Here is a 17,604-nt window from a genome sequence, read left to right as displayed (position 1 = left end):
CGACTCGACCTCCGTCAGGAGGTCGGGCCGCCGAAGATGTCGATTCGGTCGCCCTCAGCGAGGGTCACGATGGCGCGCTTGGTGTCAGCACGCTTGCCGAAACCGTTGCGGGTGCGCTTGCGCTTGCCCTGGCGGTTGATCGTGTTGACCCCGGTGACCTTGACCGAGAAGACCGCCTGGACGGCCTGCTTGATCTGGGTCTTGTTGGCACGCGGGTCGACGACGAACGTGTACTTGTTGTCGTCGAGCAGTGCGTAGCTCTTCTCGGAGACGACCGGCTTGACGAGGATGTCGCGCGGGTCCGAGAGGGTCTTGCTCAGCGGGGTCTCAACGGTGGGGCCGGGTTCGCGGCGGGCCTTGGCCTGCCGTGCGGCCTTGGCGGCCTTGGCCGCCTTGGAGGCGATGCTCGGGTGACGCGTAGCCATCAGGCTTCGCTCCCTTCGGTCTCAGCAGCCTGTGAAGCCGGCGCACCGGACACGAAAGACTCGAAAGCGGCCTTGGTGAAGACCACGTCGTCGGAGACGAGCACGTCGTACGTGTTCAGTTGGCCCGGCGCCAGGATGTGCACCTGGGGCAGGTTGCGAGCGGACAGCCACGCGGCCTCGTCGGCCCGCTCGGCGACCAGGAGCACGTTCTTGCGCTCGCTGACCTTGCCCAGCAGGGACTTGGCAGCCTTGGTGGACGCCGCACCCTCGACCACGTCGGAGACGACGTGGATACGGGAGTGACGGGCCCGGTCGGTGAGGGCACCGCGCAGTGCGGCGACCTTCATCTTCTTCGGGGTGCGCTGCGAGTAGTCACGCGGCTGCGGGCCGTGGACGACGCCACCGCCTGCGAACTGCGGGGCGCGGGTCGAACCCTGACGGGCCCGGCCTGTGCCCTTCTGGCGGTACGGCTTCTTGCCACCGCCGCGGACTTCGCCGCGGGTCTTGGTCTTGTGCGTGCCCTGACGGGCAGCCGCGAGCTGGGCGACGACGACCTGGTGGATCAGCGGGATGCTGACCTTGGCGTCGAAGATCTCCGCGGGGAGTTCGACGGTCCCGGCCTTGTCGCCCGCCGGCGAGAGGATGTCAACGGTGCTCATCAGTTACCGGCCCCCTTGGCAGCGGTACGGACCAGGACGAGGCCGCCGTTCGGACCAGGAACCGCTCCCTTGATCAGGAGCAGGCCCTTCTCCGCGTCAACGGCGTGAACGGTCAGGTTCTGTGTGGTCACGCGCTCGTTGCCCATCCGGCCGGCCATGCGCATGCCCTTGAACACACGGCCAGGGGTGGCGCAGCCACCGATGGAACCGGGCGAGCGGTGCTTGCGCTGGACGCCGTGACCGGCGCCGAGGCCGTGGAAGTTGTGACGCTTCATGACACCGGCGAAGCCCTTGCCCTTGCTCTTGCCCGTGACGTCTACCTTGACGCCGGACTCGAACACCTCGGCAGTGACCTCCTGGCCGAGCGTGTACTCGGACGCGTCGGAGGTGCGGAGCTCCACCAGGTGGCGGCGCGGGGTCACGTCGGCCTTGGCGAAGTGGCCCTTGAGGGGCTTGTTCACCTTGCGCGGGTCGATCTCGCCGAAGGCGATCTGGACCGACTCGTAGCCGTCGGAGTCATTCGTACGGACCTGGGTAACGACGCAGGGTCCGGCCTTGACCACGGTCACCGGGACGACACGGTTGTTCTCGTCCCAGACCTGGGTCATGCCGAGCTTCTCGCCCAGGACGCCCTTGATCTGCTTTGCCATCTCTTCCGCGCCTCTCAGAGCTTGATCTCGATGTCGACGCCGGCCGGAAGGTCCAGGCGCATCAACGAGTCAACGGTCTTGGGCGTCGGGTCGAGAATGTCGATCAGGCGCTTGTGCGTGCGCATCTCGAAGTGCTCGCGCGAGTCCTTGTACTTGTGCGGCGACTTGATGACGCAGTACACGTTCTTCTCAGTGGGCAGCGGCACCGGGCCTGCGACCGACGCGCCGGTGCGCGTCACGGTCTCGACGATCTTCTTGGCAGAAGAGTCGATGACCTCGTGGTCGTAGGCCTTGAGCCGGATGCGGATCTTCTGTCCCGCCATGGCTGCTTCGTAATCCTGTCTCTCGTAACGCTCTGGTACCCGGTGGACGTACGACGTCTGCTCCGACCCCCGTGGTCGGGCGTGTCGCATCCCCTCCAACAAGAACTCCCGAAGGATTTCCCTACCAGGGGGGTGCGGACCGCGAGGCCGCGAGCCGGGGGCAGACCACCCGCCGGGTGCCTGGCCGGCACCACTCTGACACTTCCCGGAAGATTCCCGTACGTCCGTCCCATTGCTGCCCCGGAGGGCAGTTAGGACGACGAGTACTGTGGGACTCGCTTCCGGTCCTCCCGGCGGGAGGCGTGCAGCATTGGCGCTCAACCGAGCAACTGGAACAGTGTGCCATAGGGGCCGTGGCCCTGGCCAATCGCGGCCGGAAAGAGTACCCCACGGGGGCAGATACGAATCCTCGTGCCCCTTCGAGGCGTTTCCCGGCCGTCCCCGAGGCGTTACGGCTCAGCCGGCGACGAGGACGGCGGCGAGCGCCACGGCGCCGGGCAGCGCCTGCGCGACGAGGATCCGCCGGTTCGCCGTGAGCCCGCCGTACACCCCGGCGACAACCACGCAGCAGAGGAAGAAGACCCGCACGCGGTACCCGGTCGGGTCGTCGGCGATCAGGCCCCAGACGAGCCCCGCGGCGAGAAAGCCGTTGTAGAGCCCCTGGTTGGCGGCGAGCGGCGCGGTGGCCCGCGCCATGTCGGCGTCGAAGCCGGAGAGACCGCGGCCGGGGCCCCGCTCCCAGAGGAACATCTCCATGATCATGATGTAGAGGTGGAGCAGGGCCACCAGACCCACCAGCACACCGGCGGCTATGTCCACGGTCGAACTCCCTCTGGGATCAAGCGGATCAACGGGTCCGCAGAGAGTAGCGGGCGCGCGGTCAGCCGAGGACGGCGAGGTCGAGATGGCGCAGCCGCTCGGGGTCGGCGATCACGTCGTACGCGGCGATCCTGTCGCCCTCGACCGTGAAGGAGAGCGCGAACAGCAGCCGCCCGCCCGGCGCCACGACGGCGCCCACCGCGCCGTTGACCAGGACCAGTTCGGCGAGCCTGGACCGGTCGGCGAGGACGACCACCCCCTCGGCGACCTCGCGCGCGCCGCGCGCCGCCGGCGACCCGCCCGGCGGTACGGCGGCGAGGTCGGCGGTGCGCACCACGTCGGGGGCGAGCACGGCCAGGACGGCGGGGAGGTCGCCGGCGCGGGCGGCCGTCAGGAACGCCGAGATGACCTCGCGGTGCCGGGCCAGCTCGGCGGGCGGGGCCGCGGGGACGCCCCGGACCTTGTGCCGGGCCCGGCTGGCGAGCTTCTTGGCGGCGACCGGGGTGCGCTCCACGATGGGGGCGATCTGGTCGAACGGCACGGCGAACATGTCGTGCAGCACGAAAGCGACCCGCTCGGCGGGCGCGAGCGTACCGAGCACCACGAGCAGCGCGCGGCTCACCGAGTCGGCCAGCAGCGCCTCGTCCTCGGGCCGGCCGGCCGGGGCCGGGTCGGGGACCTCGTCCAGCGGCTGCCCGGTCACGTACTCGGGGCGGGCCCTGCGGGAGCGCAGCACGTCGAGGCAGAGCCGGGTCACCACCGTGCGCAGCCAGCCGGGCAGGTTGTCCAGCTCGCCGGCGTCGACCCGGCCGAGGCGCAGCCACGCCTCCTGCACGGCGTCGTCGGCCTCGGCCACGGAGCCGAGCATCCGGTAGGCGACGGCGCGCAGCATGCCGCGCTGCGCCTCGAAGAGTTCGGCCAGTTCGTCACGCTCGTCCATGGGTCACCTTTGGTCGCCCCGCTACGTCACTCACCCTGACGCGCACGACAGACCCGAAGTGACAGGAGAACCGCAGATGCCGTCCTTGCCATCCTTGCTGCACCTGGATTCCAGCGCCAACCGCTCCGGCGAGTCGGTCAGCCGGCAGCTCACCGCCCGGTTCGCCGACACCTGGCGGGCCACGCACGGCCCGGCGGCCGGCTACCGCTACCGCGACCTGGCGGCCGACCCCGTACCGCCGCTCGACACCGCGTACTGCGCGCTCGGGCGGCGGCTGGAGCGGGAGGGCCTCGTCCCGCCGCAGGAGGTGGACGCGCGGCTCGGGACCCCGGCCGAGAAGGAGACCTGGGAGCTGACGCACCCGCTCATCACGGAGGTACTGGCGGCGGACACGGTGGTGATCGGCGCCCCGATGTACAACTACGCGGTGTCCGCGTCGCTGAAGGCGTGGATCGACCGGATCACCTTCCCCGGCGCCTTCACCGACCCGGCCACCGGCGAGAGCGCGCTGCGCGGCACGAAGGTGGTGGTGCTGGGCGCGCGGGGCGGCGCGTACGGCCCCGGGACGCCGCGCGAGGGCTGGGACTTCCAGACGCCTTACCTGCGGACGTACTTCGCGGGTCTTGGCGTACGGGACGAGAACCTGCGCTTCGTCACGGCCGAACTGACGGTGGCGCCGGCCCTTGAGGCGGCGGCGGAGTCGCTGAGAACGGCGCGAGCAGAAACCACAGCCCTGGCGCACTGACGAGGAGCTACCCGAGAGCGTCCCGGGCGGCGTCCAGGTTCTTGGCGAACTCACGGCCGTACGCCTGGGCCATCTCGACCCGGTAGTAGGGACCGCCGTTGTACCGGGTGGCAAGCTCCCGCATCTGCTCCCGGGTCAGCAGCTCGGGCGGCACATCGGCGCAGTCGCTCTCCGCCTTGACGTGCGCCAGGTAATGGGCGGCGATGAAGATGTTCTGCCGCGGCTCCCTGACGGCCTCCACCACCACATCCCGCTGCGCCCCGGCCAACGACTCGGGGTCGTACCCCAACACCTCGGCCGCCCGCCGCACTTGCACGGCCAGCGGCCCCATGGACGTCCTGTCGGGATCCTCAAGCCCCGGCACGACCGACCGCACCTCGTACGCCACGTCGTCCACGATGCGCGGATTGCCCCCGATCTCCTGCCAGGCGATCCCGGCAAGCAACTCGGCGGGCAGGGCGCAGTGCTGGGCGGCGGCCCGGATGATCTCCCGGTTGGCGAAGATGTAGGCCCGCCGCTCGTCCTCGGACCCGGAGGGCAACCAGTACCCGTTCCCCTGCCCCTCGGGCAACTCGGCCAGCCGAGCCCGAATCCGCTGAAGCGCCTCGGAGACCACGACGTCCTCGATAGCCATTGCCGACTTCCTCCCACCGCCACCAACACCGAGCGCCCAGCTTCCCACGGACAGGACAGGGGCCCCGTACCGCCGTCCTCTCGGACGGGATACGGGGCCCCTGTAACGGCTGCTCCGGAGAGCGGCCAGGTCAGACCGGCAGAACTACTTGTCGATCTTGGTGACCTGGCCGGCGCCCACGGTCCGGCCACCCTCGCGGATGGCGAACTTCAGGCCCTCTTCCATGGCGACCGGCTGGATCAGCGAGACGTTCATGAGGGTGTTGTCACCCGGCATGACCATCTCGGTGCCCTCGGGGAGGGTCACGACGCCCGTCACGTCCGTGGTACGGAAGTAGAACTGCGGGCGGTAGTTGTTGAAGAACGGGGTGTGACGGCCACCCTCGTCCTTCGACAGGATGTAGGCCTGGGCCACGAACTCGGTGTGCGGCGTGACCGAACCGGGCTTGATGATGACCTGGCCGCGCTCGACGTCCTCGCGCTTGATGCCACGGAGGAGCAGACCGACGTTCTCGCCGGCCTGGCCCTCGTCGAGCAGCTTGCGGAACATCTCGATGCCGGTGACCGTGGTGGTGGTCTTGTCCTGCTTGATACCGACGATGTCGACGGTCTCGTTGACCTTCAGGACACCACGCTCGATACGACCGGTGACGACGGTGCCACGACCGGTGATCGTGAAGACGTCCTCGATGGGCATGAGGAACGGCTTCTCGACGTCACGCTCGGGCTGCGGGATGGACTCGTCGACGGCCTTCATCAGGTCGAGGACGGTCTGGCCCCACTCCTTGTCGCCTTCGAGCGCCTTGAGCGCCGAGACCTTGACGACCGGCAGGTCGTCGCCCGGGAACTCGTACTCGGAGAGCAGCTCACGGACCTCGAGCTCGACGAGCTCCAGGATCTCCTCGTCGTCCACCATGTCGGCCTTGTTCAGGGCGACAACGATGTACGGCACGCCGACCTGGCGGGCCAGGAGCACGTGCTCCTTGGTCTGCGGCATCGGGCCGTCGGTGGCGGCGACCACGAGGATGGCACCGTCCATCTGGGCGGCACCCGTGATCATGTTCTTGATGTAGTCCGCGTGACCGGGGCAGTCGACGTGGGCGTAGTGACGCGACTCGGTCTGGTACTCGACGTGCGCGATGGAGATGGTGATACCGCGCTGGCGCTCTTCGGGAGCCTTGTCGATCTGGTCGAAGGCCGAGGCCTCGTTCAGGTCCGGGTACGCGTCGTGCAGCACCTTGGTAATGGCGGCCGTGAGGGTCGTCTTACCGTGGTCGATGTGACCGATGGTGCCGATGTTGACGTGCGGCTTGGTCCGCTCGAACTTCGCCTTCGCCACTGGGGTCCTCCTGTGGAGTGGTTCTGGTACGCCTTACTCATCGGCGCCAGGTGATCTTTGCTGGGATGCCGGAGCCCGGGGCATTTCCTCGCTGTCGCGGAAGAAACGCCCCAGTGCCTGCCGGTGACAAGGCTACGGGCTGAACTCGGGTGAGTTATTCGCCCTTGGCCTTCGCGATGATCTCCTCGGCGACGTTCCTCGGAACCTCGGCGTAGGAGTCGAACTGCATCGAGTAGCTTGCGCGACCCGAGGTCTTGCTACGGAGGTCTCCGACATAGCCGAACATCTCCGAGAGGGGCACGAGGCCCTTCACGACACGAGCGCCGCTCCGCTCCTCCATGGCCTGGATCTGGCCACGGCGGGAGTTGAGGTCGCCGATCACATCGCCCATGTAGTCCTCGGGCGTGGTGACCTCGACAGCCATCATCGGCTCCATGAGCACGGGGGACGCCCTGCGGGCACCCTCCTTGAACGCCTGCGAGCCGGCGATCTTGAAGGCCAGCTCCGAGGAGTCGACCTCGTGGTAGCCACCGTCGAGCAGGGTGATCCGCACGCCGGTCATCTCGTAACCGGCCAGGATGCCGAACTGCATGGCCTCCTGCGCGCCCGCGTCGACCGAAGGGATGTACTCCTTCGGGATGCGGCCACCGGTCACCTTGTTCACGAACTCGTACGACGCGTCGCCGCCCTCGATGGGCTCGATCGCGATCTGCACCTTCGCGAACTGACCGGTACCACCGGTCTGCTTCTTGTGGGTGTAGTCGACCCGGTCGACGGCCTTACGGATCGTCTCACGGTAGGCGACCTGCGGCTTACCGACGTTCGCCTCGACGCGGAACTCGCGCTTCATGCGGTCGACAAGCACTTCGAGGTGAAGCTCGCCCATACCACCGATGATGGTCTGGCCGGTCTCCTCGTCCGAGTGAACCTGGAAGGAGGGGTCCTCCTCCGCGAGCCGCTGGATGGCGACACCCAGCCGCTCCTGGTCACCCTTGGACTTGGGCTCGATGGCGACCTGGATGACCGGCGCCGGGAAGTCCATGGACTCCAGGATCACCGGGTTCTTGTCGTCGCACAGCGTCTCACCGGTGGTGGTCTGCTTCAGGCCCATCACGGCGACGATGTCACCGGCGCCCACCGACGCGATCTCCTCACGCTTGTTCGCGTGCATGCGGTAGATCTTGCCGATGCGCTCCTTGCGGCCCTTCACGGAGTTCAGCACCGCGGTGCCGGCCTCCAGACGGCCGGAGTACACCCGGACGAAGGTGAGCTTGCCCAGGTGCGGGTCGCTCGCGATCTTGAAAGCCAGACCGGCGAACGGCTCGTCCTCGGACGGCCGGCGCTTGATGACCGTCTCCGGGTCCTTGACGTCGTGACCCTCGATGGCGTCGACGTCCAGGGGAGAAGGCAGGTAGCGCACGACAGCGTCGAGCAGGGGCTGGACGCCCTTGTTCTTGAACGCGGTGCCGCAGAAGACGGGGGTGACGGTGACGGAGTCGGCCGCGCCCTTGGACGCGAGCGTGATGCGGCGGATCGCCTCGTACATCTGCTCCACGGTGGGCTCCTGGCCCTCCAGGTACAGCTCCATCATCGCGTCGTCGTGCTCCGCGACGGCCTCGACGAGCTTGCCGTGCCACTCTTCAGCGGCCTCGGTGTGCGACGCCGGGATGTCGACGGTGTCGTACATCTCGCCCTTGGTCGCCTCGGCGGACCAGACAAGGGCCTTCATCGTCACGAGGTCGACGACGCCCTTGAAGTCGGCTTCGGTACCGATCGGGAGCTGCATGACCAGCGGAACAGCGCCGAGGCGGTCCACGATCATGTCGACGCAGCGGTGGAACTCCGCGCCCGTACGGTCGAGCTTGTTGACGAAGCAGATGCGGGGGACGCCGTACCGGTCGGCCTGGCGCCAGACCGTCTCGGACTGCGGCTCCACACCGGCGACACCGTCGAACACGGTGACAGCACCGTCGAGGACGCGGAGCGAACGCTCCACCTCGACCGTGAAGTCCACGTGACCCGGGGTGTCGATGATGTTGATGGTGTGGTCGACGTCGTCGAGCGGCCAGTGACAGGTCGTCGCAGCAGACGTGATCGTGATGCCGCGCTCCTGCTCCTGCTCCATCCAGTCCATCGTGGCAGCGCCGTCGTGGACCTCACCGATCTTGTAGCTCACACCGGTGTAGAACAGAATGCGCTCGGTGGTCGTCGTCTTGCCCGCGTCGATGTGGGCCATGATCCCGATGTTGCGGACCTTGGCCAGGTCAAGCGAAGTGGTGGCCATAAGGCTCAATCTTCTCTCGGTCTCGATGGGGGTAGCGACTACCAGCGGTAGTGCGCGAAGGCCTTGTTGGACTCGGCCATCTTGTGCGTGTCCTCACGCTTCTTGACCGAAGCGCCGAGGCCGTTGGAGGCGTCGAGCAGTTCGTTCAGGAGGCGCTCGGTCATGGTCTTCTCGCGACGGGCGCGGGAGTAACCCACGACCCAGCGCAGAGCGAGCGTCGCGGCGCGACCGGGCTTGACCTCGATCGGCACCTGGTACGTGGCACCGCCGACGCGGCGTGACTTGACCTCAAGAGCGGGCTTGACGTTCTCAAGCGCGCGCTTCAGCGTGATGACCGGGTCGTTGCCGGTCTTCTCGCGGAGGCCTTCCATCGCGCCGTACACGATCCGCTCGGCAGTGGAACGCTTGCCGTTGAGCAGGATCTTGTTGATCAGCGAGGTGACAAGAGGAGAACCGTAGACCGGGTCGATGATGACCGGGCGCTTGGCTGCGGGGCCCTTACGAGGCATTCTTACTTCTCCTTCTTGGCGCCGTAGCGGCTGCGGGCCTGCTTGCGGTTCTTGACACCCTGGGTGTCGAGAGAGCCGCGGATGATCTTGTAGCGAACACCCGGCAGGTCCTTCACACGGCCACCACGCACGAGCACGATCGAGTGCTCCTGCAGGTTGTGTCCCTCACCCGGGATGTAAGCCGTGACCTCGATGCCGGAGGTCAGTCGCACACGAGCGACCTTCCGCAGCGCCGAGTTCGGCTTCTTGGGGGTGGTCGTGAACACACGCGTGCACACGCCACGGCGCTGAGGGGAGCCCTCAAGCGCAGGCGTCTTGTTCTTCTCGACCTTGTCCTGCCGGCCCTTCCGGACCAACTGCTGGATCGTAGGCACTACTTCTCCGGTTTCTGTGTGCCGTTCGTCAAACTAACCTGGAACATCGCCGACCCACGCGGTCGGGTGTGTCGAATGCTGCATAATCCCGCCGAGGGCGGAGAAGGCGCAGATTACGGTGGCCGATACTCGAACTCCGCGTGCGGTTGAGGACACGCACAGGAGCCCAGGCACACCCCAGGCACAAGGCTTGAGCGTACCTACCTCATCGACTCCGGTCAAAACAAATGCTGAGAGGCCGTTTGACGGACCTGTCACACGTGATTCACACACGCCGGAGGGCGGCCGCCCCAGGGGGTGACCGCCCTCCGGTGTGTGCGCTACGCCTTACTGGTTGTACGGACCGTAGTCGTAGTCCTCCAGCGGCACGGCCTGACCCGAACCGGTGCCGAACGGCGAGTAGTCGATGTCGTCGTAGCCGACGGCCGAGTACATCGCGGCCTTGGCTTCCTCGGTCGGCTCGACCCGGATGTTGCGGTAACGGGACAGACCCGTACCGGCCGGGATGAGCTTACCGATGATGACGTTCTCCTTGAGGCCGATCAGGGAGTCCGACTTGGCGTTGATCGCCGCGTCGGTCAGGACCCTGGTCGTCTCCTGGAAGGACGCCGCCGACAGCCACGACTCGGTGGCCAGCGAGGCCTTGGTGATACCCATCAGTTGCGGACGGCCGGAGGCCGGGTGGCCGCCTTCCGTGACCACACGACGGTTCTCGGTCTCGAACTTCGAGCGCTCGACCAGCTCACCCGGCAGCAGTTCCGCGTCGCCGGACTCGATGATCGTCACCCGGCGCAGCATCTGCCGGATGATGATCTCGATGTGCTTGTCGTGGATCGACACACCCTGCGAGTTGTAGACCTTCTGGACCTCGCCGACCAGGTGGACCTGGACCGCGCGCTGACCGAGGATCCGCAGCACGTCGTGCGGGTTGGTGGCACCCACGGTGAGCTTCTGGCCCACCTCGACGCGGTCGCCCTCACCCACGAGCAGACGGGCGCGCTTGGAGATCGGGAACGGCGTCTCCTCGCTGCCGTCGTCGGGAGTGACGACGAGCTTCTTCGTCTTCTCGGTCTCCTCGATGCGGACGGTGCCCGCGGCCTCGGAGATCGGGGCGACACCCTTCGGCGTACGGGCTTCGAACAGCTCGACGACTCGGGGCAGACCCTGGGTGATGTCGTCACCGGCCACACCACCGGTGTGGAAGGTACGCATCGTGAGCTGCGTGCCGGGCTCACCGATGGACTGGGCGGCGATGATGCCGACCGCCTCACCGATGTCGACCAGCTTGCCGGTGGCCAGCGAACGGCCGTAGCAGAAGGCACAGGTGCCGACCGCGGACTCGCAGGTCAGGACCGAACGGGTCTTGACCTCCTCGACCCCGGCGCCCACCAGCGCGTCGATCAGGACATCGCCCAGGTCGACGTTGGCCGGCGCGATGACCTTGCCGTCCACGACGACGTCCTCGGCGAGCATGCGCGCGTACACGGACGTCTCGACGTCCTCGGTCTTGCGCAGCTTGCCGTCGGCGCCCTTCTCCGCGATCTTCAGCTTCAGACCGCGGTCGGTGCCGCAGTCCTCCTCGCGGATGATCACGTCCTGCGAGACGTCCACCAGACGACGGGTCAGGTAACCCGAGTCGGCGGTACGCAGGGCGGTGTCGGCCAGACCCTTACGGGCACCGTGCGTGGAGATGAAGTACTCCAGCACGGACAGGCCTTCACGGAAGGACGCCTTGATGGGACGCGGGATCGTCTCGTTCTTGGCGTTGGACACCAGACCACGCATACCGGCGATCTGACGCATCTGCATCATGTTTCCGCGAGCGCCCGAGTTCACCATCATGGAGACCGGGTTGGTCTTCGGGAAGTTCGCGTTCATCGCCTCGGCGACCTCGTTGGTCGCCTTGGTCCAGATCGCGATGAGCTCCTGCGTGCGCTCTTCCTTGGTGATCAGACCGCGCTCGTACTGCTTCTGGACGCGCTCGTCCTGCGCCTCGTAACCCTGGACGATCGCCTTCTTCGCCTCGGGCACGACGATGTCGGAGATGGCCACGGTGACACCGGAGCGGGTCGCCCAGAAGAAGCCGGCCGCCTTCAGGTTGTCGAGCGTCGCCGCCACGATGACCTTGGGGTAGCGCTCGGCCAGGTCGTTGACGATCTCGGAGAGCTGCTTCTTGCCCACCGAGTAGTCGACGAACGGGTAGTCCTCGGGCAGCAGCTCGTTGAAGAGCGCGCGGCCCAGGGTCGTCCGCAGCCGGAACGGGTCGCCCTGCTGCCACTCGGTGTCGGGCGCGCCGTCCTCGCCGGCCGGCGGGGTCCAGCCGCGCGGCGGGATGGTGCCCACCGGGAAGCGGATGTCGACCTTCGCCTGCAGCGACAGCTCGCGGTTGTCGAACGCCATGGTGGCCTCGGCACTGGAGCCGAAGGACCGGTCGGCGCCGATGACCTTGCGCTCTTCCTCGTCCGTCGTGAGGAAGAAGAGTCCGAGCACCATGTCCTGGGTCGGCATCGTGACGGGACGGCCGTCGGCCGGCTTCAGGATGTTGTTCGAGGACAGCATCAGGATGCGGGCCTCGGCCTGCGCCTCTGCCGACAGCGGCAGGTGCACGGCCATCTGGTCACCGTCGAAGTCCGCGTTGAACGCGGTACAGACGAGCGGGTGGATCTGGATGGCCTTGCCCTCGACCAACTGCGGCTCGAAGGCCTGGATGCCCAGGCGGTGCAGGGTCGGCGCACGGTTCAGCAGCACCGGGTGCTCGGCGATGACCTCTTCGAGCACGTCGTACACGACCGTGCGGCCGCGCTCGACCATGCGCTTGGCCGACTTGATGTTCTGCGCGTGGTTCAGGTCCACCAGGCGCTTCATCACGAACGGCTTGAAGAGTTCGAGCGCCATGGCCTTCGGCAGCCCGCACTGGTGCAGCTTGAGCTGCGGGCCGACGACGATCACGGAACGCGCCGAGTAGTCGACACGCTTGCCGAGCAGGTTCTGCCGGAACCGGCCCTGCTTGCCCTTGAGCATGTCGCTCAGGGACTTCAGGGGACGGTTGCCGGGACCGGTCACCGGGCGACCGCGGCGGCCGTTGTCGAACAGCGCGTCGACGGCCTCCTGCAGCATCCGCTTCTCGTTGTTCACGATGATCTCGGGGGCACCGAGGTCGAGGAGACGCTTGAGGCGGTTGTTGCGGTTGATCACACGGCGGTACAGGTCGTTCAGGTCGGAGGTCGCGAAGCGGCCACCGTCGAGCTGCACCATCGGACGCAGGTCCGGCGGGATCACCGGCACGCAGTCCAGCACCATGCCCTTGGGGCTGTTGCTGGTCTGCAGGAACGCCGAGACGACCTTGAGGCGCTTGAGCGCACGGGTCTTCTTCTGGCCCTTGCCGGTACGGATGATCTCGCGGAGGCGCTCGGCCTCCTCGTCCAGGTCGAAGGACTCCAGGCGCTTCTGCAGCGCCGCGGCACCCATCGATCCGTCGAAGTACGTGCCGAAGCGGTCACGCAGCTCGCGGTAGAGCAGCTCGTCGCCCTCCAGGTCCTGGACCTTGAGGTTCTTGAAGCGGTTCCACACCTCGTCGAGCCGGTCGATCTCGCGCTGCGCACGGTCGCGCAACTGCTTCATCTCACGCTCGGCGCCTTCGCGCACCTTGCGGCGCACGTCGGCCTTGGCGCCCTCGGCCTCCAGCTCGGCCAGGTCGGTCTCGAGCTTCTTGGCGCGGGCTTCGAGGTCGGAGTCGCGGCGGTTCTCGGTCTGCTGGCGCTCGACGGAGACATGCGCCTCCAGCGACGGCAGATCGCGCGTACGACGGTCCTCGTCCACGAACGTGATCATGTAAGCGGCGAAGTAGATGACCTTTTCGAGGTCCTTCGGCGCGAGGTCGAGCAGGTATCCCAGACGGGAAGGGACGCCCTTGAAGTACCAGATGTGGGTGACGGGGGCGGCAAGCTCGATGTGGCCCATCCGCTCACGGCGCACCTTGGCGCGGGTGACTTCGACGCCACAGCGCTCACAGATGATGCCCTTGAAGCGGACACGCTTGTACTTGCCGCAGTAGCACTCCCAGTCCCGGGTGGGGCCGAAGATCTTCTCGCAGAAGAGTCCGTCCTTCTCGGGCTTGAGCGTGCGGTAGTTGATGGTCTCCGGCTTCTTCACTTCGCCGTGGGACCAGGTCCGGATGTCGTCCGCGGTGGCGAGGCCAATCCGCAGCTCGTCGAAGAAGTTGACGTCGAGCACTTGTCGTCAATCCCTCTTTCGGGGTCGAGTCTCAAATCATGGTCTGTACGGGTCCGGGGAGAGCCGGCCGCCCCGAGACGAGGGCGGCCGGACAACCCGTCAGACCTCTTCGACGCTGCTCGGCTCTCGCCGGGACAGGTCGATTCCGAGCTCCTCCGCCGCGCGGAAGACGTCCTCGTCCGTGTCGCGCATCTCGATGGACATACCGTCCGAGGACAGCACCTCCACGTTGAGGCAGAGCGACTGCATTTCCTTGATGAGCACCTTGAAGGACTCGGGAATGCCGGGCTCGGGGATGTTCTCGCCCTTGACGATGGCCTCGTAGACCTTCACGCGGCCGGTCACGTCGTCGGACTTGATCGTCAGCAGCTCCTGGAGGGCGTAGGCGGCGCCGTAAGCCTCCAGCGCCCACACCTCCATCTCACCGAAGCGCTGACCGCCGAACTGGGCCTTACCACCCAGCGGCTGCTGGGTGATCATCGAGTACGGTCCGGTCGACCGGGCGTGCAGCTTGTCGTCGACCAGGTGGTGGAGCTTGAGGATGTACATGTAGCCGACCGAGATCGGCTCGGGGAACGGCTCGCCGGAGCGGCCGTCGAACATCCGCGCCTTGCCGGAGCCCTTGACCATGCGCTCGCCGTCGCGGTTCGGGATCGTGGACTCGAAGAGTCCGGAGATCTCGTCCTCGCGAGCACCGTCGAAGACCGGGGTGGCGACGTTGGTACCGGGCGCGACCTCGTCGGCGCCGATGACCTTCAGCCGCTCCATCCAGTCCTCGCTGCCCTCGACCTTCCAGCCCTGGCTGGCGAGCCAGCCGAGATGGATCTCCAGGACCTGCCCCGGGTTCATTCGGGACGGGACACCCAGCGGGTTGAGGATGATGTCGACCGGGGTGCCGTCCTCCAGGAACGGCATGTCCTCGATCGGCAGGATCTTCGAGATGACGCCCTTGTTGCCGTGCCGGCCTGCGAGCTTGTCACCGTCGGTGATCTTGCGCTTCTGCGCCACGTACACGCGCACAAGCTGGTTCACACCGGGCGGCAGCTCGTCGCCCTCTTCACGGTCGAAGACCCGGACGCCGATGATCTTGCCCACTTCGCCGTGCGGCACCTTCAGCGAGGTGTCACGGACTTCACGGGCCTTCTCACCGAAGATCGCGCGGAGCAGACGCTCTTCCGGGGTCAGCTCGGTCTCGCCCTTGGGCGTGACCTTGCCGACCAGGATGTCGCCGGCGACGACCTCGGCACCGATACGGATGATGCCGCGCTCGTCGAGGTCCGCGAGGACCTCTTCGGAGACGTTCGGGATGTCCCGGGTGATCTCCTCGGGGCCGAGCTTGGTGTCACGGGCGTCGACCTCGTGCTCCTCGATGTGGATCGAGGAGAGGACGTCGTCCTGGACCAGCCGCTGGCTGAGGATGATCGCGTCTTCGTAGTTGTGGCCTTCCCACGGCATGAACGCCACGAGGAGGTTCTTGCCGAGGGCCATCTCGCCCTGCTCGGTGGCCGGGCCGTCGGCCAGCACCTGGCTCTCGACAACGCGGTCGCCCTCGTTGACGACGACCTTCTGGTTGACCGAGGTGCCCTGGTTCGAGCGGGAGAACTTGGCGATGCGGTACGTCGTGTACGTGCCGTCGTCGTTGGCGACGGTGATGTAGTCCGCGGATACCTCCTGGACCACACCTTCCTTCTCCGCCTTGATGACGTCACCGGCGTCGACCGCGCAGCGGTACTCCATGCCGGTGCCGACGAGCGGCGCCTCCGACGTGATGAGCGGCACGGCCTGGCGCATCATGTTCGCGCCCATCAGGGCGCGGTTGGCGTCGTCGTGCTCCAGGAACGGGATCATCGCGGTCGCGACCGACACCATCTGGCGCGGCGAGACGTCCATGTAGTCGACGTCGTCACCGGGGATGTAGTCGACCTCGCCGCCGCGGCGGCGGACGAGGACGCGCGGCTCGGTGAACCGCATCTCCTCGGACAGCGTCGCGTTGGCCTGGGCGATGACGAACCGGTCTTCCTCGTCGGCGGTCAGGTAGTCCACGTCGTCGGTGACGACGCCGTTGACGACCTTGCGGTACGGGGTCTCGACGAACCCGAACGCGTTGACCCGGCCGTAGGAGGCGAGCGAGCCGATCAGGCCGATGTTCGGGCCTTCCGGGGTCTCGATCGGACACATCCGGCCGTAGTGCGAGGGGTGCACGTCACGGACCTCGAAGCCGGCCCGCTCACGGGAGAGACCACCCGGGCCAAGAGCCGACAGGCGGCGCTTGTGGGTGAGACCCGACAGCGGGTTGTTCTGGTCCATGAACTGCGAGAGCTGGCTGGTGCCGAAGAACTCCTTGATGGAGGCGACGACCGGCCGGATGTTGATCAGGGTCTGCGGCGTGATCGCCTCGACGTCCTGGGTCGTCATGCGCTCGCGCACGACGCGCTCCATCCTCGCCAGACCCGTACGGACCTGGTTCTGGATGAGCTCGCCGACGTTGCGCAGACGGCGGTTGCCGAAGTGGTCGATGTCGTCGGTCTCGACGACGATCTGGTTGCCGCTCTCGCCGACCGTCTCGGTCTCGCCCGCGTGGAGCTTCACGAGGTACTTGATGGTGGCGATGATGTCGTCGGTGGTGAGCACACCGGCGTCCAGCGGCTCTTCGGCGCCGAGCTTCTTGTTCACCTTGTAGCGGCCGACCTTGGCGAGGTCGTAGCGCTTCGGGTTGAAGTAGAGGTTCTCGAGCAGCGTCTGGGCCGCCTCGCGCGTCGGGGGCTCGCCCGGACGCAGCTTGCGGTAGATGTCGAGCAGTGCGTCGTCCTGGCCCTGGGTGTGGTCCTTCTCCAGGGTGGCGCGCATCGACTCGTACTCGCCGAACTCCTCCAGGATCTGCTCGGTGCTCCAGCCGAGCGCCTTGAGGAGGACGGTCACGGACTGCTTGCGCTTGCGGTCGATGCGGACACCGACCATGTCGCGCTTGTCGATCTCCATCTCCAGCCAGGCACCCCGGGACGGGATGATCTTCGCGGAGAAGATGTCCTTGTCGGACGTCTTGTCGATGGAGGAGTCGAAGTAGACACCCGGCGAGCGCACCAACTGGGACACCACGACACGCTCGGTGCCGTTGATGACGAAGGTGCCCTTGTTGGTCATGAGCGGGAAATCGCCCATGAAGACCGTCTGGGACTTGATCTCGCCGGTCTCGTTGTTGGTGAACTCTGCGGTGACGAAGAGCGGAGCCGCGTACGTGAAGTCGCGCTCCTTGCACTCGTCGATCGAGTTCTTGGGAGGCTCGAAGCGGTGGTCGCGGAAGGTCAGCGACATCGACCCGGAGAAGTCCTCGATCGGAGAGATCTCCTCGAAGATCTCCTCCAGACCTGACTTCCTGGGGACGTCCTGCCCGTTCTCGAGAGCCGCCTCGACACGAGCCTTCCAAGCGGCGTTCCCGAGCAGCCAGTCAAAGCTCTCGGTCTGCAACGCAAGGAGGTTCGGAACCTCAAGGGGCTCCTTGATCTTTGCAAAGGAGATGCGCAGCGGGGCGGTGCTGGCGCCGTTGTTCATATTCGTGGTCGAGGCGTTGCGCGAGGCGGCCAAGAGGGGGTCCTTCCGAGGGCTCGGACTCACTACGCGCGTACCGGTCCCAGGTACGGACACGGAGACAGAAACCCCAGCTAGGGCTTTTG

14 protein-coding genes are annotated in these 17,604 nt (G+C 66.9%); 1 reads left to right on the top strand and 13 read right to left on the bottom strand.

The window, feature by feature from the left end:
- Positions 1 to 14 precede the first annotated feature (14 nt).
- From rplW to ACZ63I_RS31465, 6 genes are all read right to left on the bottom strand, one after another.
- A complete protein-coding gene (gene rplW, locus ACZ63I_RS31490) occupies positions 15 to 425 on the bottom strand; it encodes a 50S ribosomal protein L23 (RefSeq protein WP_469342693.1) in 411 nt (136 codons plus the stop codon).
- Positions 425 to 1,084: a 50S ribosomal protein L4 gene (gene rplD, locus ACZ63I_RS31485; RefSeq protein ID WP_469342692.1), complete on the bottom strand. Its 660-nt coding sequence runs from the start codon at positions 1,082 to 1,084 to the stop codon at positions 425 to 427. The genes rplW and rplD overlap by 1 nt, the downstream gene beginning before the upstream one ends.
- Entirely contained in the window at positions 1,084 to 1,734 is a 651-nt protein-coding gene (rplC, locus tag ACZ63I_RS31480) for a 50S ribosomal protein L3 (protein ID WP_041985750.1), read from the bottom strand. The genes rplD and rplC overlap by 1 nt, the downstream gene beginning before the upstream one ends.
- Before the next feature lie 14 nt (positions 1,735 to 1,748).
- Positions 1,749 to 2,057, bottom strand: coding sequence for a 30S ribosomal protein S10 (gene rpsJ / locus ACZ63I_RS31475; RefSeq protein WP_003948644.1), 309 nt, complete (start codon positions 2,055 to 2,057; stop codon positions 1,749 to 1,751).
- A 456-nt stretch (positions 2,058 to 2,513) separates the two neighbouring features.
- Positions 2,514 to 2,876, bottom strand: coding sequence for a DUF1304 domain-containing protein (locus ACZ63I_RS31470; RefSeq protein WP_469342691.1), 363 nt, complete (start codon positions 2,874 to 2,876; stop codon positions 2,514 to 2,516).
- A 61-nt stretch (positions 2,877 to 2,937) separates the two neighbouring features.
- Positions 2,938 to 3,816: a sigma-70 family RNA polymerase sigma factor gene (locus ACZ63I_RS31465; protein WP_469342690.1), complete on the bottom strand. Its 879-nt coding sequence runs from the start codon at positions 3,814 to 3,816 to the stop codon at positions 2,938 to 2,940.
- A 76-nt stretch (positions 3,817 to 3,892) separates the two neighbouring features.
- Here ACZ63I_RS31465 and ACZ63I_RS31460 point away from each other — a divergent pair, with 76 nt between their 5' ends.
- On the top strand, positions 3,893 to 4,561 hold the full coding sequence (locus ACZ63I_RS31460) for an FMN-dependent NADH-azoreductase (RefSeq protein WP_469342688.1): 669 nt from the start codon (positions 3,893 to 3,895) through the stop codon (positions 4,559 to 4,561).
- A 7-nt stretch (positions 4,562 to 4,568) separates the two neighbouring features.
- On the opposite strand, the gene ACZ63I_RS31455 is transcribed toward ACZ63I_RS31460, so the two are convergent.
- The 7 genes from ACZ63I_RS31455 to rpoB form a co-directional block, all read right to left on the bottom strand.
- Entirely contained in the window at positions 4,569 to 5,195 is a 627-nt protein-coding gene (locus tag ACZ63I_RS31455; protein WP_469342686.1) for a hypothetical protein, read from the bottom strand.
- A gap of 144 nt (positions 5,196 to 5,339) precedes the next feature.
- Positions 5,340 to 6,533 (bottom strand): elongation factor Tu, encoded by a 1,194-nt coding sequence (gene tuf, locus ACZ63I_RS31450; protein ID WP_328583193.1) that lies wholly within the window; start codon positions 6,531 to 6,533, stop codon positions 5,340 to 5,342.
- A gap of 154 nt (positions 6,534 to 6,687) precedes the next feature.
- Positions 6,688 to 8,817 (bottom strand): elongation factor G, encoded by a 2,130-nt coding sequence (gene fusA, locus ACZ63I_RS31445; protein WP_041985776.1) that lies wholly within the window; start codon positions 8,815 to 8,817, stop codon positions 6,688 to 6,690.
- Positions 8,818 to 8,855: 38 nt separating this feature from the next.
- On the bottom strand, positions 8,856 to 9,326 hold the full coding sequence (gene rpsG, locus ACZ63I_RS31440; protein ID WP_469342684.1) for a 30S ribosomal protein S7: 471 nt from the start codon (positions 9,324 to 9,326) through the stop codon (positions 8,856 to 8,858).
- A gap of 2 nt (positions 9,327 to 9,328) precedes the next feature.
- Positions 9,329 to 9,700, bottom strand: a complete 372-nt coding sequence (rpsL, locus tag ACZ63I_RS31435) for a 30S ribosomal protein S12 (RefSeq protein ID WP_003948652.1) — start codon at positions 9,698 to 9,700, stop codon at positions 9,329 to 9,331.
- A 327-nt stretch (positions 9,701 to 10,027) separates the two neighbouring features.
- The gene (locus ACZ63I_RS31430) at positions 10,028 to 13,933 is read right to left on the bottom strand and encodes a DNA-directed RNA polymerase subunit beta' (RefSeq protein WP_041985781.1); all 3,906 of its coding nucleotides are present in this window, start codon (positions 13,931 to 13,933) and stop codon (positions 10,028 to 10,030) included.
- A gap of 99 nt (positions 13,934 to 14,032) precedes the next feature.
- Complete coding sequence (gene rpoB / locus ACZ63I_RS31425) at positions 14,033 to 17,515, bottom strand: DNA-directed RNA polymerase subunit beta (RefSeq protein ID WP_469342683.1); 3,483 nt, start codon at positions 17,513 to 17,515, stop codon at positions 14,033 to 14,035.
- Positions 17,516 to 17,604: the final 89 nt, after the last annotated feature.

Source organism: Streptomyces sp. NPDC087906 (assembly GCF_055584925.1).
Note: the sequence above shows the minus strand (reverse complement) of the source record. Positions and strands in the feature narration are given on the sequence as shown.